Genomic DNA, 26,062 nt, shown 5'->3' on the forward strand with positions numbered 1-26,062 from the left:
TATTTGCAATATGCCCAATGCAATCAATTCAATATTAAAAAAAAACAGTTTAAGTATTACCCCCAGCAGACTGGCTATTTTGCAACTGTTTCATCAATCGAACGGTGCACTAACCCATGCTGCAATTGAAGAAAAAACCGGCGATCAGTTTGATAGGGTAACTATTTACCGTACATTGCAGATTTTTGTTGAGAAAGGTTTAATTCACACCATTCCCAGTCCGGATAATTCCATTTTATATGCATTGTGTAAAGATGATTGTTCCGAAGGGCATCACCATGATAACCACATTCATTTTATCTGCGACAAATGCGGCACCACATATTGCCTGGACCATATTACATCGCCGGCCATTGTATTGCCCAAAGGTTTTCAAACCAATCAAACCGATGTACTCATTAAAGGTTTGTGTGCACATTGTAATCAGTAAATATATAAAAAAATAAATAAAATAAAAAGATTTTTAAAATTTAAAACTATAGATTCATGTCAATAAAACAAATAACAACCAAATTTTTAATACTTGTATTTGTTACAAGTTTTATCACATTTACAGGCTGTAAAAATAGTGGGAATAATGAAAATATGCAGGCTCCAGGTAGCAACTCAGTTCCTCCTCCACCACCTGCTGTTAACAGCAATGCCAGTGCATTACCAATATTCAATATAAAAAATGCAGCCGGAAATGTAATCAACATCAAAGATGCATTCAAGGGAAAAAAAGTTTTAGTAAATCTTTGGGCCACTTGGTGCCCGCCCTGCCGTGCCGAAATGCCTTCTTTACAAACTTTATACAGCAGCACCGACAGCAGTAAAGTGGCTTTTGTATTTCTTTCAATGGATGATGATTTTAGCAAAGCCATCCAGTTTATGAAAGATAAAAGATATACCATGCCCGTGTATTATCCTGCGCAGGAACTTCCTGCTTTATTTAATGTAGAGGGGATTCCTACCACTTTTATTTTTGATGCAGATGGGAAAATTATTCACCAGCAAACCGGTATGGGCGATTATAACAGTCCGGAAATAAAACAATTACTTCAATAAAATAAAACTTTCGGAATAATTGTGCAATTAAATGGTACTCAATTATAAAAAACCAAAGCATAGCCAACAGAAACAGTAAACCCATTACCGTTATGGTGCCAGTCGAACTTTTTTCCAGCTGCCACCGGGTTGTAAAGTATACTGAATTCTGTCGTGTAGCCTACTGCTTCTACCCTGCCAAAATTCAATGGCAGTAGGCTTTACCACATATCCACCCCAGTGCTGAGGGCGTGGAATAGCAGTTTCTTTAAATTTATTTTCAAACAACAATACCTCATTTTCTAAAATTGACCGATTGGCTATAACAGCACTTTGAGGCGATGCCCAGGCACCAATACGGCTGCCCACAGGCCTTTGTTGAAAATAGACATCACTTTCTGACGCAGGAACTTTTTCTACCAAACCCTGTATACGCACCTGTCGCTCTAATTCTTTCCAAAAAAATACCAATGCAGCATGTGGATTTTCTTCTAACTCCCTGCCTTTATAGCTATTGTAATTGGTGTAGAAAACAAAGCCTTTTTCACTATAATCTTTCAACAATACAATACGGGCCGAAGGTAACCCTGTTTTTGAAGCAGTAGCTAACGTCATGGCATTGACTTCATCAATTTCACTTTCTATAGCCTGTTCCCACCAAGCTTCAAACTGAGTAAATGGATTATCAGCGCAATCTGATTCGTCAAAAGATTGCAACTTATAATCTTTCCGGATATTCGCAATATCTAAACGCATTTTTTTGTACAAAATTAATGGTAAGTATACAATACATGTACTGATTTTCATCAGTTCATACAAATTGACAAATTAAAAGCAGCTGCCTTATTCAATAATCTCAAACTCTTTACGCTTGTGTTTTCCAGAAATATATGTGTATACAGCAGGAATAACAAACAGGGTAAGAATTAGTGAAAACAAAATACCGCCTACCACAACAATACCTAAGGGAATACGACTGGTTGAAGCTGCCCCTAAACTCAGTGCAATAGGCAAAGCGCCTAATGAAGTAGCCAGACTCGTCATTAAAATAGGCCTTAAGCGTTGAGTAGCAGCCTGCACAACTGCTGCTTCTTTTTCTAACCCATTGCCTCTTTTTTGATTGGCAAATTCTACAATCAAAATACCATTTTTAGTAACAAGGCCAATCAACATAATCATACCAATCTCAGAAAATATATTGAGTGTTTGGTGAAAAAGAAACAAACTAAGCAAAGCACCTGCCAGCGCCAGTGGTACAGTTAACATAATGGTAAACGGATCCAGAAAACTTTCGAACTGAGCCGACAATACCAAATAAATCAGTATTAATGCTAAGATAAAAGCAAACAGAATGTTAGAAGAACTTTCTGCATAATCCCGGGACGGGCCATTCAGCGCCGTGTGATAAGTTTCATCTAACAACCGATTTGAAATTGCCTGCATGGCATTAATACCATCACCAATGGTTTTACCTTCAGCCAATGAAGCAGAAATAGTAGCCGACTTATAGCGATTGAAGTGATATAACGTAGCCGGGTTACTGTTTTCTTCTAAATGAACTACCGCATCCAAAGGAATAATTTCGCCTGTTTTAGAACGAAGAAATACATTTTTAATATCATCAGGATTATTCCTTCCTGACCGATTAATCTGTGCAATTACCTGATACTGATAACCATTCATGATAAAATAAGCCAATCGTCCACCACTGAATGCAGCCTGAATGGCACCAACCACATCGGCAGTACTTAAGCCCAGGTCTTTTACTTTCATCCTATCAACTGTAAGTTGTACTTCCGGTTTATTGAACTTGATATTAACATCTGCATTGGCAAAAGTTTTATCCTTCCGAACCTCTTCTAAAAATTTAGGGATTATATTTTTCAGTTTATTCAAATCCTGATTTTGCAAAATAAATTGAATAGGCAAAGAACCTCTTGAACCCAAACCAACAGAAATAGTTTGCTCCTGAATAGCAAAAATGCGGGCATCATTAAACTGGCCTAATTTTTTTTGGAGTTCATTAGCTATATCTGCCTGGCTACGGGTTCTTAATGTAGGATCAATTAAGCCCAAACGTGGCTGTGATGTGTTGCTTCCCGGACCGGCAGGTGTTCTGGCAAAAACAAAATCTCTTTCTGGTATAGAGTCATACAAATAATTGGCAAACTTATCTACAAAGTTTACCATATAATTATAACTGGTGCCTTCCGGTGCAGTTACCACAAAGCGTATACTGCTGCGGTCTTCAACTGGTGCCAGTTCTGTTTGCAGGTTTTTAATTAAAAAACCAATTAATACCAAACATATACCAACAATAACCCAGGCCATCCATCTTATTTTCATGAAGCCTTGCAATGTACGTTGGTATAAAGCCTCCATTCCGGTAAAAAAAGGTTCTGTTTTTTTATAAAACCAACCTTCATGCGCATTTTTGGTATTTAAATACACATTCAGAACGGGTGTAATAGTTAAGGAAACAAAAGCAGAAATTAAAACCGCAGCAGCCAGCGTTACCCCAAACTCTCTAAACAGGCGGCCCACAAATCCTTCTAAGAAAATAACCGGCAGAAATACTACAGCCAACGTAATGGAAGTAGATATTACTGCAAAGAAAATTTCTTTACTGCCTTCTAAAGCAGCCTTTCTTATCGGCATGCCTTCCTCTAACTTCCGAAAGATATTTTCTGTTACTACAATACCATCATCCACCACCAAACCCGTTGCCAGTACAATACCTAACAGGGTTAGAATATTGATGGAAAAGCCGGCAATATACATTACAAAGAAAGTTCCGATTAATGAAATGGGAATATCGATTAACGGTCGCAATGCAATTAGCCAGTTTCTGAAAAAGAAGAAAATAACCAATACCACCAAGGCAAAAGAAATGAGTAATGTTTCTTTTACCTCGGCCAAACTTTTTCGGATATTGATGGTATTATCTATTAATACATGAAACTGAATATCAGATTTATTGGAAGATTCCATTTGTTTAAGACGGCGATAAAACTCATTCGCAATTTCAATATTATTGGCGCCGGGTTGTGGAATAATAGCTAACCCTACTGCATTGACGCCATTGTACTTCCAGGATTGCTCTATATTTTCAGGCCCTAATTCAACTTTTGCTACATCGTTCAGCCGAACAATACCTGTTGAATCTTCTTTTATAATTAAATCTCGAAATTGTTGTTCATTGGTTAAACGCCCCATGGTTCTTATCACCATTTCGGTATTATTCCCATAAATTTTTCCGGGGGGCAATTCTATATTTTCAGTTTGTAGTGCATTGCCAATATCAGTAAATGCTATATTATGTGCCAACATTTTAGCCGGATTCAGCCATAGTCGCATCGCATATCTTTTCTGTCCGAATATATTAATGGAACTTACATCTTTAATGGTTTGCAATTGCTGTTGCAAAACTGTTTCGGCATAATCACTTAGTTCCAATAAGCTTTTAGTGCGGCTTTGCACGGCCAATATTAAAATAAAATCGCTGTTGGCATCGGCTTTTGAAACTGTTGGTGGTGCATCTATATCTTGCGGAAGTCCCCGTTGTGCCTGCCCTACCTTATCGCGTACATCACTGGCAGCAGCTTCTAAATCGGTACCCAAATTAAATTCAACGGTAATTTGGCTGCTGCCCAAACTACTGGAAGAAGAAATAGATCGAATACCGGGAATGCCATTAATTTGTTTTTCGAGTGGTTCTGTTATCTGGCTCTCAATAATATCGGCATTAGCACCGGTATAGTTGGTGGAAACGGTAATAATCGGAGGATCGATTGCCGGATAATCGCGAACAGCCAAAAAAGTATACCCCACTATTCCGAATAAAATAATAATGAGGTTCATCACAGTAGCTAATACCGGACGTTTTAACGATAAAGCAGATATATTCATGTATCGGTGTATCTATAAGTTGAACAATAGCAGAAATCCGGGTAGCATTAATTACTAAAATCAGTCAGTTGTTTAATGCTTCTCACCTGAACTGCATTTTGCGGACGGGCAAATAAAACGCCTGTTACCACAACAGAATCGCCAGGCTGAATACCTTTTGTAATTTCAATAGCATCGGCTTGCCGTAAACCCGTTTCTACATTTACAAAAAAAGCTTTTCCATGCTTCACTAATACTGCCTGTTTATTTTTATCATCGGGTATCAGTGCATTGGTAGGTACTAAAATGGCTTTTTTATCCTGATTAGTAGCTACCAGCACTTTTACAAAAGCGCCGGGATTAACCCCTCCTTCTTCCAATACAGCTCTTATCTTAATGTTACGGGTAGCTGTATTAATTTGTGGTTCAGCGGCAATAATAGTGGCTTTTTGTATCGGTTTAACAGCGGCATCGCTTTGCACCATAACGGTATTGCCTTTGCGAATATAACGGGCATACTCTTCCGGCAGGGTAAAATCTATTTTAACCTGATTCAATTGTTGCAAAGAGGCAATGGTATTGGCAGGTGTTAAATATGCACCCAGACTTACCTGTCGCAATCCCATTACACCATCAAATGGAGCTTTGATTACAGTTTTATCAATCAGCGCCCGGGTATACGCCATATCTGCCCGTATGCTTTGTACCTGGTTTAGTGATGCATCATAATCGCTTTGATTAATGCCATTAATGGCAAGTAATTTTTTATTGCGAGCCTCTGTTATTTCTGCCAACTGCAACAATACTTTCGATTTAGCCAATTGTGCCTGTAAATCGGCATCATTCATAGTAGCAATAACAGTGCCTTTGGTAACATATTTACCTTCGGGCACATTCAAATAGGTTAATCGGCCACTTACTTCGGGTTTTAGTTCAACATATTCATTAGCAACAACAGTTCCATTGGCTTCAATTTGCGAAACAATACTTTGCGGCCTTGCAATTAATACATCTACAACCGGTATAACCGATGGTGGTGTTTGGGCAGCATTGTTTTCTCTTTTGCTATGGCATCCATATATAAAAATAGCAAGTGATACAATTACTACAAGAATGGGTTTTATCATTGAAACAGTGGGTTAAAGTTTGGTTGCTAATATAGCCAAAAATAAAAGGTGGGAACGTAAATCAGGGATGAATGGATGAAACCATTGAATCTAAGATTCAAAAGAGGGTATTTGAAAATGCGAAGTAGTGCTATAAAGGGGTTAATTCTATTCAACTGTACATTGGATACCCTATTATATAGTTATTTGCGGTATATTTTATTTTTTTCATTAGTGTTTAGCCATACAACTGTCTGTTCCGATTTGTGATTTTGCCCAATAATGTCCTTATACAATTCTGGTCTCCTTGCATTAATATAACGATGCCCACCAGCTTGAATAAGTTTTTCTGGCGTGATAGTGGATGTTACCAGACTGTCTTCAAAAGTGCAACACTCTGCAAGAATATCTCCGAAAGGGTCAATTATCATAGAATATCCATTTTTTAATTGGTCATCGTCCATTCCTACTGGATTTGAAAAAACGACATATACCCCGTTATCATATGCTCTTGCGGGCAACCATTTCATTAACCAATCTCGTCCTTTCATTCCGTCAAATTCTAATCGTAATGATGTTGGATCAGCTTCTCTGTTTTTCCAAAGTTTTGGGTCAACAAATCCCGAACCAGGTCGTGTGGAAGGGGTACACATAGTAACATGCGGCATAAAAATGATATTAGCTCCTAAAAGTGTTGTAGCTCTTACGTTCTCTATTACATTATTATCATAACAAATCAGGATTCCACATTTCCATCCATGAATTTCAAAAATGCAATAAGCTTTTCCTTCAGTTAAATAAGGGTTAATGAAAGGGTGCAGTTTTCTATATTTTGCAACCATACCATTTTTATCAACACAAACATAGGCATTAAATAAATTATCATTTTTGTCTTTCTCAAACAAACCTGCTAATATAATTATATCAAATTTATTTGCAATTTTTTTCAATTTTAAAATACTTTGACCTTCAGGGATGAACTCAGCTAAATCAAGCATTTGCTTTTTTGTAAGTTGTCGTGCAAATGTATATCCAGTAATAGAACATTCATGAAATGCAATTACATTAGAACCTTCTTGAGATGCCTTTTCCGATAGTTTTTCAATAATTGAAAGATTGTAATTCTTATCACCACTTTTGTTCTCAAATTGAGCAGTAGATATTTTAAATTTTTTCATTTATAACATTTTTTAAAAAATTATCATGTTAAAAAAATCTGTATCGATCTAATTATGCGTTGCTATACCATAAAAATCATCAAAAGTTATTGTAGTTTTTATAAAGTTCATATTCAGTATTTCCGTTGTAAGTACCTGATTTACAATTCAAATTAAAAAATTTTGTCAGAATCATAGAGAGATCTGCTACAATTATAAGTTAAACTCGGCGACAGTTAACATTTTTTGTATTCATCTTTAACAGACAAATTATGATACAACGGCTATTCAATTAAAACCCCGGAAGCTCTGTCCCCCCAATAAATATATTTCTTTTTCACTATTTATTTTGAATAACATTCAATTCAAAATGCTGCACTTTGTTTTTGATAGGTGGTAAGGATTTTAAGTAAACATAAATCGCTATCAAATCGCTGGTATCCATTCCACCATACATAGACCAGGGCATAATTGTATTTACTTTATTTGGTGTCATATTTTCCAAATTAGCGATATTACTATAGGTTTTAAACCGGGCAATAAAACTTTCTTTAGACCAGTTACCAATACCTGTTTCTGCATCCGGCGTAATATTGGCAGAAATTACGTTTCCGTTGGGCATTTTAAAGACTCGTCCGCCTGCAAAAGTCAATTCCATCCTCAAATTTCCTTTATCTTTTTGTGTATGGCATTCCATACAAGCGGCAATACTCACCAAATAATGCCCGTAAGCAAGTGTGTCTGATTTAGCAGGTTTTTTAAGTGGTACTGCTTTTTGAGGCAGTGTATTTAAAATAAAATTCATGGGGAAGTTGATGGAACGGGGTTGAATATCATTTTCAATAGGATGCAGCGTTCTAATGTAGGCAATGATATCAAACACGTCTTCTTTATCCATCTTTCCAAAATAAGTGTAGGGCATTACCGGGAAAATGGCATTCCCATTTTTATCAACACCCGTAGTCATCACCCTGTAAATTTCGCCATCGGTCCAGTTTTTTAAATTAACAGGTGTAATATTTTTGGAATAAAATTTACCCGGGAAACCAGATTCTTCTCCAAAATATTCGCCCCCTTTTCCTTCTGTGCCGGGAGTCAATGGCCCGGTATACTTCTTCCAATTGCGGGTAGAATGGCAATCCATACACACCGTAACATGATTGGCCAAATAGGCGCCATGTTGTACCCTTTCAGGTGTAATTTCTACTGTTATTATAGGTGCATTGTCCACATTTGGAAGAAAAAATTTAAGGTAAACCAATAATCCTACTATCAGCAATAGCAAAAACAACCCTACCCGAAGCAATATTTTTTTCATGTTCAGCAGATTTAATTAAATACAAACGGATACAGGGTATGGGATTTTGCAGAATAGCCTATGAAGTTACTTAAACTATTACGAAAAATATGACATGGTTTTCATTAGTGCAAGAAAAGCCAAAAAAATTTTGAAATAAGTTTTAAGTAATTTTTTTAGCAAAATTTGCTAAATTTATTAGTGTGTGTAATTTTATTTCTTTAACTTCGTGGCATCATTAATTTTGAAAGAAAATAACCAGTTATGAGTAATGCTGATAAATTGAAAGCGCTGAAGCTAACCATGGATAAGATTGATAAAGACTATGGCAAAGGTAGTGTAATGATGATGAATGAAAAACCCGAAAGATTGAATGAAGTGGTTTCTACCGGTTCCATTGGATTAGATATTGCGCTGGGAATTGGTGGTTTACCCAAAGGAAGAGTGATTGAAATTTATGGCCCGGAATCATCAGGTAAAACAACCATTGCCACACACGTTATTGCTGAAGCACAGAAAAAAGGAGGTATTTGCGCCATTATAGATGCGGAACACGCTTTTGATAGTGTATATGCGCAGAAATTAGGGGTAGATGTAGATAATCTTTTAATTTCTCAACCCGATTATGGCGAACAGGCTTTAGAAATTGCAGACCGATTAATCCTATCCGGCGCCTTAGACGTAGTAGTCATTGACTCTGTTGCTGCATTGGTGCCGAAAAGCGAATTGGAAGGTGAAATGGGCGATAGCAAAATGGGCTTGCAAGCCCGTTTAATGAGCCAGGCTTTGCGAAAATTAACAGCAACAATCAGTAAAACCAATACCATTTGTATTTTTATTAATCAGCTCCGCGAAAAAATTGGGGTAATGTTCGGCAATCCAGAAACAACCACCGGTGGTAACGCCTTGAAATTTTATTCTTCCGTTCGTTTAGATATTCGCAGAATTTCTCAAATAAAAGATGGAGACGAAGCCATTGGCAACCGTGTAAAAGTAAAAGTGGTGAAAAATAAAGTGGCACCACCTTTCCGTTCTGCCGAATTCGATATCATTTTTGGACAGGGTATTAGTAAAATTGGGGAAATTATTGATATGGGTGTTGAATTAGGTATTGTGCAAAAAAGCGGTAGCTGGTTTAGTTATGATAGTAATAAATTGGGTCAGGGTCGTGATGCCGTTAAACAATTGCTGCTCGATAATCCTGATTTGGCCAATGAAATTGAAGCTAAAATTAGAGCTAAAATATTAGAAGCAGCAACTCCGGCTGAACCCATTCCGGCAAAATCATAAATAAGTATTTTTGGATTTAACAGGTTAGTAAGTGTAAAGTCATCTCTCTTCTGGGGGATGGCTTTTTTTATAACCAATACCCAAAGTTTATGCGCAAATTGTATCTTCAAAGCTCCAAATAAAAACAAACAATATGGCCGAATTTAGATTATTAGCAAATAGAAAAAGAATTGCATTGGTAGCACATGATAATAAGAAAGCAGATTTAATGGCGTGGGCTGAATACAATAAAACAGTATTGGCCAAACACGAGTTAATTGCAACCGGTACCACCGGTAAATTAATAGAAACAGCCTTAGATCGGCCTGTAAAAAAATTATTAAGTGGCCCTTTAGGCGGTGATCAGCAAATTGGCAGTATGATTGCAACCGGCGAAATTGATATCATGATTTTTTTTTGGGATCCTATGGAAGCGCAACCTCATGACAGTGATGTAAAAGCTTTGTTACGACTTTGTGTAGCCTGGAACATACCCATGGCATGCGATCGTTCAACAGCAGATTTCATTATGACATCGCCTTTTATGCATGAACCATATGAACTTACACTACCGGATTATACGAATTATTTAACCAGAAAAATAGAAACATCGGACAATTAATTTTTAATTCCTTTCACTTGTATAATATGCATTTTAAAATTATTAAATACATGCCATGTTGCCGGTAACTTTAAAAATTTGGCACAAAACAGATGCCGCGGCATTAGCTGTGATTGCCAATAACAGAAATATATTTAATCAGGTAAGAGATTCTTTTCCACAACCCTATACTGTTACCGATGCATTAAAATGGATTGAAATACATGGTTCAAAAAATCCTTATCAGAATTATGCAATTTGGGTAGATGATCAATTAGTAGGAAGTATCGGTTTTGTGCCACAGGAACATGAGCGCGGGCATGTTGTTGAAATTGGCTATTTTATTGGAGAACCTTTTTGGGGTAAGGGCATAGCAACAGCAGCAATAGAAAAGCTTTTGCAACTGCTTGAACAAAACAAAACATATTTAAGAATAGAGGCATGTGTATTTTCCAAAAACACAGCATCAATGAAAGTGCTGCAAAAAAATAAATTTTACTTAGAAGGCATACAACACAAGGCAGCCATTAAAAACAATGTTATGTTAGACATTTATATATGGGTAAAGTTTTTACAACCAAAATAAACAAGTTGCATCAACATACGTTTTAAAAAATGTATGCTCATTCATCTGTTTACTTTGCTAGAGAATACTTATCATTTTACAATTTGAAATGATTAAGCATTAAGCTGTTGCAGCACTATATCTCCCATTTGCTGAGTACCCAAAATTTTATCAGCAACTGTTGTTGCATCAGCAATATCACGGGTTCTAAAACCAGCTTTCAATACCGCATCAACAGCCTTTATAATTGTATTTGCTTCTTCTTTCAATCCAAAAGAAATATCTAACATTAATGCCACAGAAAGGATGGAAGCTAACGGATTGGCAACGCCTTTACCGGTAATATCGTGTGCAGAACCATGAATAGGTTCATAAACCCCGGTACCATCGCCAATGGAAGCAGAGGCCAGCATACCCATTGAACCGGCAATTTGTGAAGCTTCATCGGTTAATATATCGCCAAACAAATTTGCGGTTACAACCACATCAAATCGTTTAGGATCTTTAATCAGCAACATAGCTGTAGCATCTACAAACTGATGTTCTACAGTTACATCAGGATAATCTAATGCTACCTGTTGTACTACTTCACGCCACAAACGGCTGGTTTCAATAACATTGGCTTTATCAACCGAACATAATTTTTTACGCCGTGTTCTTGCAGCCTCAAATGCTTTCCGGGCAATACGTTCAATTTCATAACGGCTGTATTCGGCTACATCGTAAGCAGTATCGCCATTATTTTTTCTTCCTTTTTCGCCAAAATAAATATCGCCAGTTAGCTCTCTAAAAAATAAAATATCGGCACCTCTTAAAATTTCAGGTTTAATGCTGGAGGCGTATAGTAATTCATCAAACAATTTAATGGGGCGAATATTGGCATATAAACCAAGCTCTTTACGCATTTTCAATAAACCCTGCTCCGGACGCACTTTTGCTGTTGGATCGTTATCATATTTAGGATGACCCACAGCACCAAACAAAACCGCGTCAGACGCTTTCATTTTAACTAATGATTCCTCCGGCAAGGGGGTACCGGTAGCCTCTATAGCCACATGCCCAATTAAAGCAGTATCGTAGGTAAATTGATGAGAAAATTTGGTTGCAATAGTATCTAATACTTTTTTTCCTACTGTGGTTACTTCCTGTCCAATACCATCGCCGGGAACTATTAAAATTTTTTTTTGCACCATAATTATTTACTTGCTTTAAATCTGGTTTAACATTTTTTGGGTGGCTTTTATAGCAGATACTGTTTGATCGCTATCCAATCCTCTGGTTTTAAATTCGCGGTTCTGATAGCACCAGGTTATAATGGTTTCACATAAAGCATCTGATTTTCCGCCGGGGGGAATACGCACTGCATAATCAGTTAATTGCGGCAGTTCCTTTTTCTTTAATGCATAAATGTTTTTTAATGCATTCATAAAAGCATCATATTGCCCATCTCCCTGTGCATGTTCTTCAAATATTTCCCCTTCCATATTTATTTTCAGGGTAACCGATGGGCGCAGATTTTTTGAATGTGTTAAAACATAATTTTCAATATGTACTTTTTCTTCAATAGAATTACTGTCTAATACATCTGAAAGAATGTAAGGAAGATCAGATTGTGTAACCACTTCTTTTTTGTCGCCCAGTTCAATAATACGCTGGGTTATTTTTTTCAAATCTTCATCCGATAACTGAATCCCTAATTGTTGTAAGTTGTTTTCAATATTTGCCTTACCGCTGGTTTTACCCAATGCATATTTTCTCTGACGTCCAAAGCGTTCGGGCATTAAATCGTTAAAATATAAATTGTTTTTTTTGTCGCCATCGGCATGTATTCCGGCAGTTTGTGTAAATACATTTTCGCCAACCACAGGTTTGTTAACCGGAATTCTGAAACCCGAAAATGTTTCAACCAATTTGCTTACGGTATACAACGATTTTTCAGCTACAGAAGTTTTTACATCTTTTACATAATCATTCAAAACAGCAATTGCACTGGCTAAAGGTGCATTACCTGCCCGCTCGCCCATCCCATTTACTGTTAAATGTACGCCTTTGGCGCCGGCATTCACTGCTTCTAATACATTGGCTATGCTTAAATCATAATCGTTATGGGCATGAAAATCGAAATGTATATCAGGATAGCGCTGAACAATTGAAGAAATGTATTCTTTAGTTTCAGAAGGAATTAAAACACCGAGTGTATCGGGCAATAAAATTCTTTTGATTGGTTGTGTTGCCAGAAAGTCAAGATATTCAAAAACATAATCTTTAGAATGGCGCATCCCGTTACTCCAGTCTTCTAAATACACATTACAATCAATTTTATGCTGTTGCGCCAATGCAATTACTTCACCAACTTCTTTAAAATGTTGTTGGGGTGTTTTCTTTAACTGATGGGTTAAATGATTCAGCGAACCTTTGGTAAGCAGGTTCATCACTTTAGCCCCGGCTTCCATCATCCACTCAATTGAAGTAGTGCCATCCACAAAAGTGAGTACTTCAATTTTATCGAGATAGCCATTATCACTTGCCCATTGTGTAATTTTTTTTACTGCCTGAAATTCACCCTCTGATACACGTGCAGAGGCAATTTCAATTCTATCTACTTTTACTTCGGTTAATAATAATTGTGCGATCGTTAATTTTTCTGAAGCAGAAAAAGATACACTACTGGTTTGTTCACCATCCCGCAGGGTAGTATCCATTATTTCAATGTGCCGCAGTTTATTTTCATGCATACGATACCTATCCTTTCCGGTTGTAAACTATTCGCATACAACCCATTATTGTCAATTAATAAAAACTTTTTGCAGTAAATGCCTGAATTGTCGGTTTAATGGATTGCAGATAATCTATATCATCAAACCCATTTAGCATATTATATTTTTTATATGTATTAATATTGAAAGCAGCTATTTCACCGGTTGCTGCAATAGTGAATGTTTGAGCCGGCAGATCAACGATAAACTGAGCTTTAGGATCTGTTTCAATTGACTTGAAAATTTTTTCTAAAAATTCGGGACTTACCTGAACGGGAAGAATACCAATATTCAATGCATTGTTCTTAAAAATATCTGCAAAAAAACTGGATACCACACAACGAAAACCATAATCGTAAATGGCCCAGGCAGCATGTTCGCGGCTACTACCACTACCGAAATTTTTTCCACCCACTAAAATTTTACCGGAGTATAAGGGATTATTTAGCACGAATTCTTTTTTAGGCGTATTATCAGCATTATAACGCCAGTCGCGAAACAGATTATCGCCAAAGCCGGTTCTTTCGGTTGCTTTTAAAAAGCGTGCAGGAATAATTTGATCGGTATCAATGTTCTCCATGGGCATGGGAACAGCTGTACTTTTTAAAACGGTAAATTTATCGTAAGCCATAAATTGATTATTTGTAAACGATTATTGCATTAAAGTTCTTGGATCGGTAACTACACCTGTAACAGCAGCGGCGGCCGCTACCAATGGGCTGGCCAATAAAGTTCTGCTACCGGGCCCTTGCCGGCCTTCAAAATTTCTATTGCTGGTACTAACAGCATATTTACCTGCAGGAATTTTATCATCATTCATTGCCAAACAGGCTGAGCAACCGGGCTGACGTAATTGAAAACCTGCTTCCGTTAAAATATCTAAAATACCTTCTTCTTTAATTTGTTGTTCAACTATATGCGAACCAGGTACTAACCAGGCAGTAATGTTATCAGCTTTTTTACGGCCTTTTACTAATGAGGCAAATGCACGAAAATCTTCAATACGCCCATTGGTACAACTTCCCAGAAACACATAATCTACTTTCTTACCAAGTATGGGTTCATTTTCCTGAAAGCCCATATACTCTAACGATTTTTTGTAAGAGTTTTCACTGCCGCCAATTTCGGCAGCAGCAGGTATTTTTTTAGATATCCCGGTACCTAAACCGGGGTTGGTGCCATAAGTAATTTGCGGTTCAATATCAGCAGCATTAAAATTCAGTTCTTTATCGAATGTTGCATCCATATCTGTTTTTAAAGTTTTCCAATAAGCCAAAGCCGAATCCCATGCAGCACCTTTGGGCGATTTTTCTCTTCCTTTTAAATACGCAAATGTGGTATCGTCAGGTGCAATCATACCGCCACGTGCCCCCATTTCAATAGACATATTACAAACGGTCATTCTGCCTTCCATGCTCATGTTTTCAAACACTTCGCCGGCATATTCTACAAAATAACCGGTGGCACCACTGGCAGTAATTTGAGAGATGATATATAAAGCAACATCTTTAGGCAACACGCCTTTTCCCAATTTTCCATGCACATTGATGCGCATTTTTTTAGGTTTGGGTTGCATAATACATTGCGATGAAAGCACCATTTCTACCTCAGAAGTACCTATACCAAAAGCAATGCAACCAAAAGCACCATGGGTAGAGGTATGTGAATCGCCACACACTATCGTCATTCCGGGTAACGTTATGCCATTTTCCGGACCAACAACATGCACAATACCATTTTTAGGATTGCCCAAACCCCAATGTGAGATACCATATTTGGCAGCATTATCTTCCAATGCTTTCAACTGATTGGCAGAAAGTGGATCCTGCACCGGCATATGTTGGTTAATGGTAGGTGTATTATGATCGGCAGTGGCAAATGTTTTTTCAGGGAACATAACAGAAAGCCCTCTGTTTTTTAAACCTAAAAAGGCAACAGGACTGGTTACTTCATGTATAAAGTGACGATCAATAAACAGAACATCAGGGCCATCATCTATCTGTTGAACAACGTGTGCATCCCAAACTTTATCGAACAAGGTAGTAGGTGTAGTGCTCATGGAATTTAATTTTAAATACAAATCAAGCAATTAAAAACAAGAACGCAAAATTCGACAATTTTTAGCGATTTGGCTGGTTTTTTTAAAAATTTATTTAAATATTGACATTTTTATTAAATACTAACGAATGTTTGTGTAATTATATTGGAAATTAAATTTATAATTAAGCTTTCTGCACAATACAGAACTGTTTAAAAAATACCAATTCAGCAAAATAAAAAATATCTGTAAGCAAAAAAGTTGCTTAATTAAAAGCAACTTGAATCCAGAACTAAAAAAATATTGTAAGTAAATTCCCAAAACCTATTCACCCTGCCCCAATGAAAAACCCCTTATCCCATTGAAAGTATACAGATTTTCCATTTTAATAAAATCAATTCCCTGCTCTGCTGCAGCTTGTAGTAATTGAAGAATGTCTGATTTTTGAACAGACTGACTGGCTTTAGCATAAAAACGGCAACGCCAGTGGTCGGTACAAAACGTTTCATCAAAACCATTGGGCCAAACTTTTGTACCTCTATTAGTAATCATGATCAATTCTAATGCAGCTGAATTCAGTTTTTGCAAGCGTATGGCAAGGTCATTAGGCTCAATATCAGAAAAATCAACAAATACATCAATACCTACCAATATTTTCTGAGCAGGCAATTTTCGCTGATAGGGAGGAATTTTTAACGCAATACCCTTTGCGTAGGAAACAGATGGAAGCAGTTTTGGTTTTTTTCCAAGCCTTTCAATAACAGCATTAGCAAATTCGGCAGTACCTGTCTTTTGAGTACTGAATCCTGCCTTATAAATGTCAAATGTATGTATTCCTTCTTCAATGGTAGCAAGCCATGCGTTTTGTATTTTTTCTGCTACCTCATTCTGACCAATATGGTTTAACATTAAAATGGCACCCTGAATTAACCCTGATGGGTTGGCTATATTCTTACCGGCAATATCCGGTGCAGAGCCATGAATGGCTTCAAACATGGCGCAGGTAGCACCTATATTGGCAGAGCCTGCCAAACCTACTGAGCCTGCTATTTCAGCAGCCACATCCGATAAAATATCGCCATATAAATTGGGCATTACAACTACATCAAACAATTCAGGGCTATTGGCCAATTTTGCTGCACCAATATCAACAATCAAATGTTGATTTTCAATATCAACGTATTCCTGTGCAATTTCATTAAATACCCGATGAAACAACCCATCTGTTTGTTTCATAATATTATCTTTTGTAAAGCAGGTAACCTTTTTTCTGCCGTATTGTTTAGCATATTCAAAAGCATATCGGATAATTTGTTCACAACCGGGTCTGGAAATTAATTTCAGGCATTGTACCACTTCATCTGTTTGCTGATGCTCAATACCTCCATACAAATCTTCTTCATTTTCACGAATAATTACCAAATCCATTTCCGGATGTTTTGTGCTAACATAGGGAAACATGCTTTTACATGGACGCACATTTGCATACAGGCCTAATGTTTTTCGGATACTAACATTCAAACTTTTGTAACCGCCACCCTGTGGGGTTGTAATGGGCGCTTTCAATAAAATTTTATTGTTTCTGATGCTTTGCCATGCCTGCTGATCAATTCCAGAGCTGTTTCCCGCCAAATATACTTTTTCACCAATCTTTATTTCTTCAATTTCTAATTGTGCACCGGCTGCCATCATAATTTTTAACGTGGCATCCATAATTTCGGGGCCGATGCCATCGCCTTTTGCTACTGTTATTTTTTTCATATCTGTTTCATTTAACGGCGCAAAAGTATTGGTAGCTTTTCATTGTGTTTTATTTATCTTTATAATGAAATACATAAATAATATTTATGAATTACACTTTACATCAACTCATGGTGTTTTCAATTATTGCAAAAACAAAGAGTATAACAAAAGCTGCTGAAGAATTAAATTTAACCCAGCCGGCAGTTTCCATTCAATTAAAAAATTTTCAGGATCAGTTTGAATTACCCTTAACTGAAATTATTGGCAGGAAATTATTTGTGACTGATTTTGGAAAAGAAATTGCAGCAGCAGCCAATAATATTTTAGAAGAAGTGTATGCCATTAATTACAAAACACTTTCATATAAAGGCTTGTTGAGTGGCAAACTTAAAATTGCCGTTGTATCTACCGGCATTTATGTAATGCCTTATTTTTTAGATGGATTTATGCAACAGCATCCTGAAATTGAACTTTCATTAGATGTTACCAACAAAGCCAAAGTATTGGAAAGTTTAGAAAATAATGCCATTGATTTTGCAATGGTTTCTGTATTGCCGGAAAATATGGCCATTGAAAACATCCAATTACTTCAAAACAAATTATACCTTGTAAACAATACTGCACAAAACTTCAAACAAAAAAAACACAATATATCTATATTGGAAAAAATGCCCCTCATTTTCAGAGAACAAGGCAGCGGTACCCGTTTAACCATGGAATTATTTTTTGAAAAACAACAACTAAAAGTGAAACAAAAATTAGAGCTAACATCGAATGAAGCAGTAAAGCAGGCAGTTTTAGCAGGATTAGGCAGTTCTATTATGCCATTAATTGGTATAAAAAATGAGTTATTGAATGGAAGTCTTCAAATTGTTCCACTACAACATTTCCCAATTATTACAAACTGGCAGTTAATTTGGCTGAAAGGAAAAAAACATTCCGCAATTGGAAAAGCATTGTTAAGCTATATTGCCCGTGAAAAAGATCAGATTATTGAAAAATATTTCAATTGGTATGAACAATATTAATCACTACTTCATCTTTCTTTTGTAAACAGATGAAGCAGTGAAAATTAGATTAATTTTTTTTAATGTACGTTTTATTGCCATTTGAATTGATATAATAATGGCCGCCACGTTTCCCTTCATAAATGGTTCTTCCTTTATCATCTTTACCAATTACTTTGTCGTTACCGGCTGCTGCGGTTGACGGTGCAGGTTTTGAATAACTTTTAGCCGGCTTAGCCATAAGCTTTGCTGGTGTGTTAGTAGCAGGTGCTGCTGCAGTTTGTTGTTTTGCTGCAGCTGTAGCTGTTTTTGTTTTTTTAGTAGTAGCTTCTTTTTTTGCTTCTATGGTTTTTTTGGCAACAGTTTGCGCAGTTGTTGCTGTAGGTACAGCCATTAGGGTTACTATAACCATTAACAGACCCATCATTAATTTTTTCATACAAGATTTTTTGGTGAAACAATAATTGTTTACAAATTATCAATTAAAAAAGACATTTCGAATTATTTCACCAACAATTTTTTATGGTTACTACTTTGTTACTAATAAGCGTCTTCCGGATAGCGTATGCCTGCTGTTTTGCGAATGGCATCAAGCGTTTCCATCAATAACAAAGTGTCAGCATGTGCCATAACCGGGCTCTCTGTTAAACCCTTCTGCAGGCATTGGTTTACATGCCGTGCTTCGTATTGATACCCGAAACCGGATTCTTTTGGCACCAGAATTTCAGTTGTTTCACGAATAGTGAAATGATAGTATTGAATGGTTGCCGAAGGCTCATAAAATCTGGATGTTAAACGAATACTACCGGCGGTTCCTGCAATTTCTGCCTCGGTAGGTAATGTTGTTACAAATGAAGAGAACAATTGTGCCATTGCACCATTGGGATAGGTAAACAAAACTGCACATTGCTCATCTACACCCGTTGCAGCATGAGGCACCATTACAGCCTGAATTTGCTGAGGCTTACCCAATATACTTAATGCCATAAAAACATTATAAATACCAATATCCATTAGGGTTCCACCACCTAGTTCAGGGTCGAACAAACGAGGCGAAACGGGAGCCTGTGGTTTAAACCCAAAATTGATTAAGACCGATTGTAATACGCCTAATTTTCCTTCCTGAATCATCTGGATGAGTTGTTGATAATGCGGAAGAAATTTGGTCCATAAGGCTTCCATTAAAAATACTTTTTGTTTTCTTGCAAAATTTATCATTTCCGTGGCCTGCAAAGTATTAATGGCAAATGGCTTTTCACATAAAACTGCTTTACCATGTGCAATACACAACATGGTATGTTCATAATGGAAGCTATGGGGCGTAGCAATATAAATTACATCTACCGATTCATCTTGTACCAATGCTGTATAATTATCATAAGCTTTTGATGCCTGATGCGTAGCAGCAAATGCAGCGGCTGCATCATAAGATCGTGCTGCAACTGCGTACAATACTGCATCATCTACTAATTTTAAATCGCTTGCAAACTTTGCGGCAATTTTTCCGCAACCAATAATTCCCCATCGAATTGTTTTTTTCATGTTTTTATTTTTTCCCATTAAATGTAGTAACGCTTTATGGTTAGGGTGTTACCATTTTATTTTTAATAATACCGCCCGATGTAGGGATTATCTACTATTGTTTTTTTCATCAAAGCAGGATTAATGGCTCCTTCTTTAGCATAAACAATTTTTCCGCCCGGTTCTACCAAAATGGTATAAGGCAGAGCGCCTTGCCAGTTTGGATCAATAGCTTCAATTAATTTATATTTGTCATCACTATTAAAAATATAATTACGGGAGGAAGCCTGCTGTGATTTTAAAAACTCCAATACCTTCATCTGTTTGGCAGGATCATCTGCACTAATGGAAATAAACTCAAAATCACGGCCCCTATACATTCTATTAATGGTAATAAACTGCGGAAATTCAGTTACGCACGGGCCACACCAGGTAGCCCACACATTAATTAGTCGTAATTTATCTGAATGATTTTGTAATAAATACTGAATACTATCGGTGCTAATTGGATGTAATGTTACCGGTTCTGCCGCCCATTGTTGTTGTGCCAGGGTTATCCAATTACTTTTTTCGGCCCATTTAATTGAACAACCAAATACTTTGGTAGTAGTAACGGGAACGGGTTTGTTTTGCAAAAGTGCATCAATGGCATTGGCAGCATCAGTATGGTGTGGGGTTTTGCCCGGCTTTTCAACATCATCAATCCTACCTGAATAACGCAATTTTCTTCCTGCATCAAAAATAAACACATGCGGCGTAGCGATGGGGCCGTATTTTTTTGATACTTCCTGATTATCACCATCATATAAATAGGGAAAATTAAAATGTTTTTCGGAAGCCCTTATTTTCATTTCATCAAACGAATCACTAAGATCAGTATACCCTAACTCATCTAAACGAATCGATTTTGGATCATTTGGCATAATGGCAACCACGGCAACACCTTTATTTTTGTAGGTATTGGTTAATGCAATAATTCTGTCTTCATAGGCCTGTGCAGTAGGGCAATGATTGCAGGTAAATACTATCACTAAAATTTTAGCATCATTGAATGATGCCAAAGTATAGTGTTTACCATCTGTAGCTGGCAAATTAAAATCGGGGGCGGCCGCACCAATGGCTAATGTAGGATGTTCATTCAAAAATAAATTGTCAGCAAAACTAATTTCAGCAATCGAAACCAATATAAAAACAGGAATCAGGTACTTTAACATATGGCAATTTTTTAAATAAAAAGAACTGCAATTTCAGGTTCAAAAGGTACTTAGAAAAAAGGTAAAGACAAACAGTATTCTGAATAACCAAAACAATTTGATGAACATCAATTATTTTTAAACAAGTTTATCTTATGCCTGTACTATTTTAACTTAGTATCTTCTAAAACCTGAAGTTCAGCTACCATACACAAATAAGTACGCTATTTACCAACTTTATTGCACCATTTAAACAAAACAAAATGCATTATCAAGCAAGCCTTCATCGCTATGAAGCCATGGAATACCGCAGATGCGGCAACAGTGGTTTATTATTACCCGCCCTTTCTTTAGGTTTATGGCACAACTTTGGAGATATTGACTCACAGGCCAATGCCCGTGCTATTTTACGCTTAGCCTTTGATAAAGGCATTACCCATTTTGATTTAGCAAATAATTATGGGCCACCACCGGGTTCGGCTGAAAGTAATTTTGGTAAAATTTTTAAAGAAGATTTTTTACCCTATCGGGACGAACTCATTATCAGTACAAAAGCAGGTTGGAAAATGTGGGATGGCCCTTATGGCGATTATGGTTCAAAAAAATATTTAACGGCCAGTTTAGACCAAAGTTTAAAGAGAATGGGATTGGATTATGTAGATATTTTTTATCATCACCGCCCCGACCCAAATACACCTTTAGAAGAAACCATGGCAGCCTTACACTTAATGGTTCAGCAAGGTAAAGCCCTATACGTTGGTATATCCAGCTACCCGCCTGCCGAAGCCGAAAAAGCATTTCAACTATTGCAACAAATAGGTACACATTGTTTAATACATCAACCACGCTACTCAATGTTAGATAGATGGGTAGAAGATGGTTTATTAGATGTTTTAGAAAAAAATGGTGTGGGTTGTATTGCATTTTCACCATTGGCACAAGGTGTTTTAACCAATAAATATTTAAATGGAATACCTGTCGACAGCCGTGCAGCCAGCCATAGAGGTAATGGCGCTATTGAAGAAAATGTAATTACGCCCCAACTCATTCAAAAACTGAATGCGTTGAATGCAATAGCAGGTAAACGCAATCAATCGCTGGCACAAATGGCATTGGCCTGGGTTTTAAAAGATAAACGCATTACATCGGTACTCATTGGCGTTAGTAAAGCAGAACAATTAACCGACTCATTAATGGCATTGAACAATTATACTTTTTCACAGGAAGAATTACAAAACATTGCATCCATTCTGTCTGCATAAAAATAACAGTCAACCATGAAAAAAAACAATATGAAAAAAATTACTTTGTTTTTGCTAATCATCTGTTCATTACAGGTGCATGCACAAAAAGTTCAGGGTCTTGCATTAACCCCGCCTATGGGCTGGAACAGCTGGAATACATTTCAAACCAACATTAATGAACAGTTGGTAAAAGATATTGCCGATGTGATGGTATCCAGTGGCATGAAAGATGCAGGCTATGAATACTTGGTATTAGATGATGGCTGGATGGCTATGCAACGCGATAAGAATGGCAATCTGATAGCCGATCCAAAAAAATTTCCTCATGGCATGAAAGCAGTTGCCGATTATGTGCACTCGAAAGGATTAAAATTTGGTTTATACAACTGTGCAGGAACTAAAACCTGTGCCGGATACCCGGGAACCAGGGGCTATGAATACCAGGATGCCCGCTATTATGCAGCGCATGAGGTGGATTACTTAAAATTTGACTGGTGCAATACCGAAGGTATTAATGCAAAAGAAGCGTATACTACCATGAGTAAAGCATTGGCTGCAACCGGAAGGCCCATTGTTTTCAGCATGTGCGAATGGGGACAAAATAAGCCCTGGGAGTGGGCAGAAAATGTGGGCCACCTATGGCGCACTACCGGCGATATTTCAAATGTATTTGCAGGAACCAAAGATATGGGCACCTGGCATGCGCTTGGTGTTTTAAAAATTATTGACTTACAAAAAGGCCTGCGTAAATACGCCGGCCCGGGACACTGGAATGACCCCGATATGCTGGAAGTAGGCAATGGTTTAACCGAAGCTGAAAACAGGGCGCATTTCTCTATGTGGTGCATGCTGGCTGCACCATTAATTGCCGGTAACGATTTAAGAAAAATGAGTAACGCAACAAAAAATATTTTGATTAACAAAGATGCCATTGCTGTTGATCAGGATAAATTGGGAATTGAAGGATTTGCCTACAAGGAAAAAGATAGTGTTGAAACCTGGTTAAAACCGCTTGAAAATGGCAATTGGGCTGTTTGTTTTTTGAATAGAAGTACAAAACCTGTATCTGTTGAAATGAATTGGGAAGAAAAACCAATTTATGATTCTCTTTCAAAAGCAATATTAGATGCAACAAAAAACACGTACCAAATATTTAATATTTGGGAAAAACGGGTAGAAGGAAATACTCGGCACAGTTTTAAAGCAACTATTAATGGGCATGATGTAATATTGTTACAATTGAAAAAAGTATAAACATTATACAGATACCCGCAAACGATGTAACAGCCATACTTTTATAGCATCATTAATTACCAAATTGCAAAACAAGAAATACAATAAGGTACATACTGCAGGTATTATTGGTAATACTGCAAAACCTGTAAATCCAACAGGCAGCAGTATCAGTACCAAAAACATATCTGCAATAATTACCCACAATAAAGTGTTACTAATAGGTTCTCGATAAAACCAGCTATTGGTACGTACGGTTAGTACCGCACAAATACCTGAATAAAACAATGTTGCAAAGCCAAGTGTGTGTAACATTTCCGGCTGTGTAATTTTAAAATGATGGGATGCCCATAAGAACCATACCAAACACTCTACAAACAATAATATACCTAAAACAAAACCTTTCAAAACCATAGGTTTTATATTCCAGTTGGCAGGCGATTTGCTCCATTTAACTTTATCAGTTGCCAATGCCAGCACTACAAAATCAATTAAAAATAACATTAATACCATATCAATGGGGCCAACAACAAAAGTATTAGTAATGAGGTAGGCCACACAAACAAACAAAATAGTTTGCAATGTTTTAGCTATTTTATTAACCGTATAATTGGTAATGCGAACGTGTGTTATTCTGCCTACTCTAATTAAATCAACTATTTGCTTTAAGCCTGCCTGCAACAAAATAACACTAGCAGCCTGTTTTGCAACATCTGTGGCACTGCTCACCGCAATACCTACCTCAGCTTGTTTTAAAGCCGGCGCATCATTTACACCATCGCCAGTCATTCCTGTTATTTGTTTTTCCTGCTGCAATATTTTTACAATATTGTATTTATCTTCCGGTAAAACCTCGGCAAAGCCATCATATTTTTTAATAACGGTACCTGACTGCTGTAATGTTTCCCGTACTTCATTAATAGCTATAATCCTATTTCCCACTCCTGCCTGCAAAGCAATTTCTTTGGCAACCGGCAAAGCATCACCCGTAAGCATTTTTACAGTTACCCCCAGTTCTTTAATAGCAGCCAACATTTCAGCAGAATCTGGTCGAGGAGGATCATATAAAGCTGCAATACCCACTAATTGGGTAGTATTGTTTTTTTGAATGGCTACCGCAAGTGTTTTAAAACCTTTGATTGCCCACGAATTAACTGTTGCATCTAATTCAACGTTTATAGTTGTACATAAGGATTGGATGGTAACATAAGCCCCTTTCATTACCTTAAAAACATCATTATTATGGGTAATGGTGGCTTCTGTTCTTTTAGCTGCAGCTGAAAATGGCGTGAAAGATTTTTGTTGATATTCCACTGTACTAATACCGGTAGATTTCATTTTTGCAAAAAAAGCCTCATCAATGGCATCATTATTAGCGGCTACTGAGGCTAATGTGCCGAATAATAAAACGTCATTTTCAGTAAAACCATTAGCAGATTTTAATTCTTGTAAAGAAAGTTTGTTTTCTGTAATGGTTCCTGTTTTATCAATACATAGCGTTGTTAATATAGCTGCATCTTCTGTAGCACTTAAACGACTAACAAGTAATCCTTTATCAGATAACTCCTGCGATGCTTTAGCCATACTAATAGTAAACATGGCAGGTAAACCAATAGGTACTGCTGATACAAGCAATATTAAAATGAGAGGAAGCGTATTTAAAAAAGGCGCACCGCCCATCAATGCATCAACTACTGTTATACCCAACACAACTACTACTATAGAAAATAAAATCTGCACCACTTTTGTCACAATTTCTTCCATGTGCATCTTGTGTTTCGCAGTCATAATTAAACCGGCAGTTTTACCAAAGACAGTATTAGCAGCCGTAGCAATTACTAAGGCTGTACACTCACCATTTTTTACAATAGAACCTGAAAAAATTACATCGTTTATGCCTGCCTTAATTAAGGCAGATTCGCCGGTTAAAGCAGATTTATCTACCTGAATATCTCCCTCCATAACTTGCATATCGGCTATCAAAAAGTCGCCGGTTCTTATTCTTAGTACATCACCAGGAACAACCGCATGAGAGGGAAGATTTAGCCATTTACCATTTCGTAAAACCCTAACCGTTACAGTTAGTTTCACTTTTAATGATGCTACCGTTTTTGCGGCCCTTAACTCCTGCCAAAAACCAACTATTCCATTAAACAATAATAGTCCTGCAATAAGCCATCCGTCAAATTTTTTATGCAATAAGAAAGAAACAATTATTGTTATTTCTAACATCCAAGCTGTTAGACCCCAGAAATGGCGCAAAAAAAGCAAGAGAACAGGTGTTTTTTTCTCTACCACCTCATTGGCGCCAAATTTTTTTTGTAAGGCATACACCTGCTCATCGGTAAGCCCGGTATGTACATTGGTGCCAAAAACTTTCAATTGTTCCGGCAGGGTTATAGGGTTCATATACTAAAA

General features: G+C 37.0%; 22 protein-coding genes. 8 read left to right on the plus strand and 14 right to left on the minus strand.

Going from position 1 to position 26,062, the window contains the following annotated elements; genetic code table 11:
- Positions 1-10: 10 nt before the first annotated feature.
- Both AC3QLY_RS03430 and AC3QLY_RS03435 read left to right on the plus strand, forming a co-directional pair.
- Positions 11-430 (plus strand): Fur family transcriptional regulator, encoded by a 420-nt coding sequence (locus AC3QLY_RS03430; RefSeq protein WP_218331254.1) that lies wholly within the window; start codon positions 11-13, stop codon positions 428-430.
- A gap of 56 nt (positions 431-486) precedes the next feature.
- Positions 487-1,047 (plus strand): TlpA family protein disulfide reductase, encoded by a 561-nt coding sequence (locus AC3QLY_RS03435; protein ID WP_492990619.1) that lies wholly within the window; start codon positions 487-489, stop codon positions 1,045-1,047.
- 90 nt (positions 1,048-1,137) lie between these two features.
- Here the strand turns inward: AC3QLY_RS03435 and pdxH are convergent, their stop codons facing one another.
- From pdxH to AC3QLY_RS03460, 5 genes are all read right to left on the minus strand, one after another.
- Positions 1,138-1,782, minus strand: coding sequence for a pyridoxamine 5'-phosphate oxidase (gene pdxH, locus AC3QLY_RS03440; protein ID WP_288071336.1), 645 nt, complete (start codon positions 1,780-1,782; stop codon positions 1,138-1,140).
- An 87-nt stretch (positions 1,783-1,869) separates the two neighbouring features.
- Positions 1,870-4,935, minus strand: coding sequence for an efflux RND transporter permease subunit (locus AC3QLY_RS03445; RefSeq protein ID WP_492990621.1), 3,066 nt, complete (start codon positions 4,933-4,935; stop codon positions 1,870-1,872).
- A 47-nt stretch (positions 4,936-4,982) separates the two neighbouring features.
- Positions 4,983-6,041 carry an efflux RND transporter periplasmic adaptor subunit gene (locus AC3QLY_RS03450; RefSeq protein ID WP_218331251.1) on the minus strand — a complete coding sequence of 353 codons (1,059 nt, stop codon included), beginning with the start codon at positions 6,039-6,041 and terminating at the stop codon, positions 4,983-4,985.
- Between the two features lie 182 nt (positions 6,042-6,223).
- Entirely contained in the window at positions 6,224-7,198 is a 975-nt protein-coding gene (locus AC3QLY_RS03455; RefSeq protein ID WP_074420398.1) for a nitrilase family protein, read from the minus strand.
- A 319-nt stretch (positions 7,199-7,517) separates the two neighbouring features.
- Positions 7,518-8,495 (minus strand): c-type cytochrome, encoded by a 978-nt coding sequence (locus AC3QLY_RS03460; protein ID WP_218331250.1) that lies wholly within the window; start codon positions 8,493-8,495, stop codon positions 7,518-7,520.
- 243 nt (positions 8,496-8,738) lie between these two features.
- Here AC3QLY_RS03460 and recA point away from each other — a divergent pair, with 243 nt between their 5' ends.
- The 3 genes from recA to AC3QLY_RS03475 all read left to right on the plus strand — a co-directional run bounded on the left by recA (position 8,739) and on the right by AC3QLY_RS03475 (position 10,930).
- Positions 8,739-9,764, plus strand: a complete 1,026-nt coding sequence (gene recA, locus AC3QLY_RS03465) for a recombinase RecA (RefSeq protein WP_074420397.1) — start codon at positions 8,739-8,741, stop codon at positions 9,762-9,764.
- Between the two features lie 133 nt (positions 9,765-9,897).
- Complete coding sequence (locus AC3QLY_RS03470) at positions 9,898-10,365, plus strand: methylglyoxal synthase (protein ID WP_218331249.1); 468 nt, start codon at positions 9,898-9,900, stop codon at positions 10,363-10,365.
- 55 nt (positions 10,366-10,420) lie between these two features.
- The gene (locus AC3QLY_RS03475) at positions 10,421-10,930 is read left to right on the plus strand and encodes a GNAT family N-acetyltransferase (protein ID WP_074419617.1); all 510 of its coding nucleotides are present in this window, start codon (positions 10,421-10,423) and stop codon (positions 10,928-10,930) included.
- Between the two features lie 92 nt (positions 10,931-11,022).
- Here AC3QLY_RS03475 and leuB read toward each other — a convergent pair whose 3' ends face one another.
- From leuB to AC3QLY_RS03500, 5 genes are all read right to left on the minus strand, one after another.
- A complete protein-coding gene (leuB, locus tag AC3QLY_RS03480) occupies positions 11,023-12,102 on the minus strand; it encodes a 3-isopropylmalate dehydrogenase (RefSeq protein ID WP_218331248.1) in 1,080 nt (359 codons plus the stop codon).
- A gap of 15 nt (positions 12,103-12,117) precedes the next feature.
- Positions 12,118-13,644, minus strand: coding sequence for a hydroxymethylglutaryl-CoA lyase-like TIM-barrel protein (locus AC3QLY_RS03485; RefSeq protein WP_074420396.1), 1,527 nt, complete (start codon positions 13,642-13,644; stop codon positions 12,118-12,120).
- Between the two features lie 55 nt (positions 13,645-13,699).
- Positions 13,700-14,296 (minus strand): 3-isopropylmalate dehydratase small subunit, encoded by a 597-nt coding sequence (gene leuD, locus AC3QLY_RS03490; RefSeq protein ID WP_218331247.1) that lies wholly within the window; start codon positions 14,294-14,296, stop codon positions 13,700-13,702.
- 21 nt (positions 14,297-14,317) lie between these two features.
- Positions 14,318-15,724: a 3-isopropylmalate dehydratase large subunit gene (gene leuC, locus AC3QLY_RS03495; protein WP_218331246.1), complete on the minus strand. Its 1,407-nt coding sequence runs from the start codon at positions 15,722-15,724 to the stop codon at positions 14,318-14,320.
- Positions 15,725-16,027: 303 nt separating this feature from the next.
- Positions 16,028-17,464, minus strand: a complete 1,437-nt coding sequence (locus AC3QLY_RS03500; protein ID WP_218331245.1) for an NADP-dependent isocitrate dehydrogenase — start codon at positions 17,462-17,464, stop codon at positions 16,028-16,030.
- Positions 17,465-17,550: 86 nt separating this feature from the next.
- On the opposite strand from AC3QLY_RS03500, the gene AC3QLY_RS03505 reads away from it, so the two are divergent.
- A complete protein-coding gene (locus tag AC3QLY_RS03505) occupies positions 17,551-18,474 on the plus strand; it encodes a LysR family transcriptional regulator (protein WP_074420568.1) in 924 nt (307 codons plus the stop codon).
- 49 nt (positions 18,475-18,523) lie between these two features.
- On the opposite strand, the gene AC3QLY_RS03510 is transcribed toward AC3QLY_RS03505, so the two are convergent.
- The 3 genes from AC3QLY_RS03510 to AC3QLY_RS03520 all read right to left on the minus strand — a co-directional run bounded on the left by AC3QLY_RS03510 (position 18,524) and on the right by AC3QLY_RS03520 (position 21,188).
- The gene (locus AC3QLY_RS03510; protein ID WP_492990626.1) at positions 18,524-18,892 is read right to left on the minus strand and encodes a hypothetical protein; all 369 of its coding nucleotides are present in this window, start codon (positions 18,890-18,892) and stop codon (positions 18,524-18,526) included.
- Positions 18,893-18,993: 101 nt separating this feature from the next.
- Positions 18,994-19,995, minus strand: a complete 1,002-nt coding sequence (locus tag AC3QLY_RS03515; RefSeq protein ID WP_218331244.1) for a Gfo/Idh/MocA family protein — start codon at positions 19,993-19,995, stop codon at positions 18,994-18,996.
- Positions 19,996-20,057: 62 nt separating this feature from the next.
- Complete coding sequence (locus AC3QLY_RS03520) at positions 20,058-21,188, minus strand: redoxin family protein (RefSeq protein WP_218331243.1); 1,131 nt, start codon at positions 21,186-21,188, stop codon at positions 20,058-20,060.
- Between the two features lie 242 nt (positions 21,189-21,430).
- Here AC3QLY_RS03520 and mgrA point away from each other — a divergent pair, with 242 nt between their 5' ends.
- Both mgrA and AC3QLY_RS03530 read left to right on the plus strand, forming a co-directional pair.
- On the plus strand, positions 21,431-22,429 hold the full coding sequence (gene mgrA, locus AC3QLY_RS03525) for an L-glyceraldehyde 3-phosphate reductase (protein ID WP_218331242.1): 999 nt from the start codon (positions 21,431-21,433) through the stop codon (positions 22,427-22,429).
- Positions 22,430-22,459: 30 nt separating this feature from the next.
- Positions 22,460-23,665 (plus strand): glycoside hydrolase family 27 protein, encoded by a 1,206-nt coding sequence (locus AC3QLY_RS03530; protein ID WP_288071320.1) that lies wholly within the window; start codon positions 22,460-22,462, stop codon positions 23,663-23,665.
- A gap of 3 nt (positions 23,666-23,668) precedes the next feature.
- On the opposite strand, the gene AC3QLY_RS03535 is transcribed toward AC3QLY_RS03530, so the two are convergent.
- Complete coding sequence (locus AC3QLY_RS03535) at positions 23,669-26,053, minus strand: plasma-membrane proton-efflux P-type ATPase (RefSeq protein ID WP_492990629.1); 2,385 nt, start codon at positions 26,051-26,053, stop codon at positions 23,669-23,671.
- Positions 26,054-26,062: the final 9 nt, after the last annotated feature.

It is taken from the genome of Hydrotalea sp. GW822-HT8A01 (assembly GCF_058798575.1).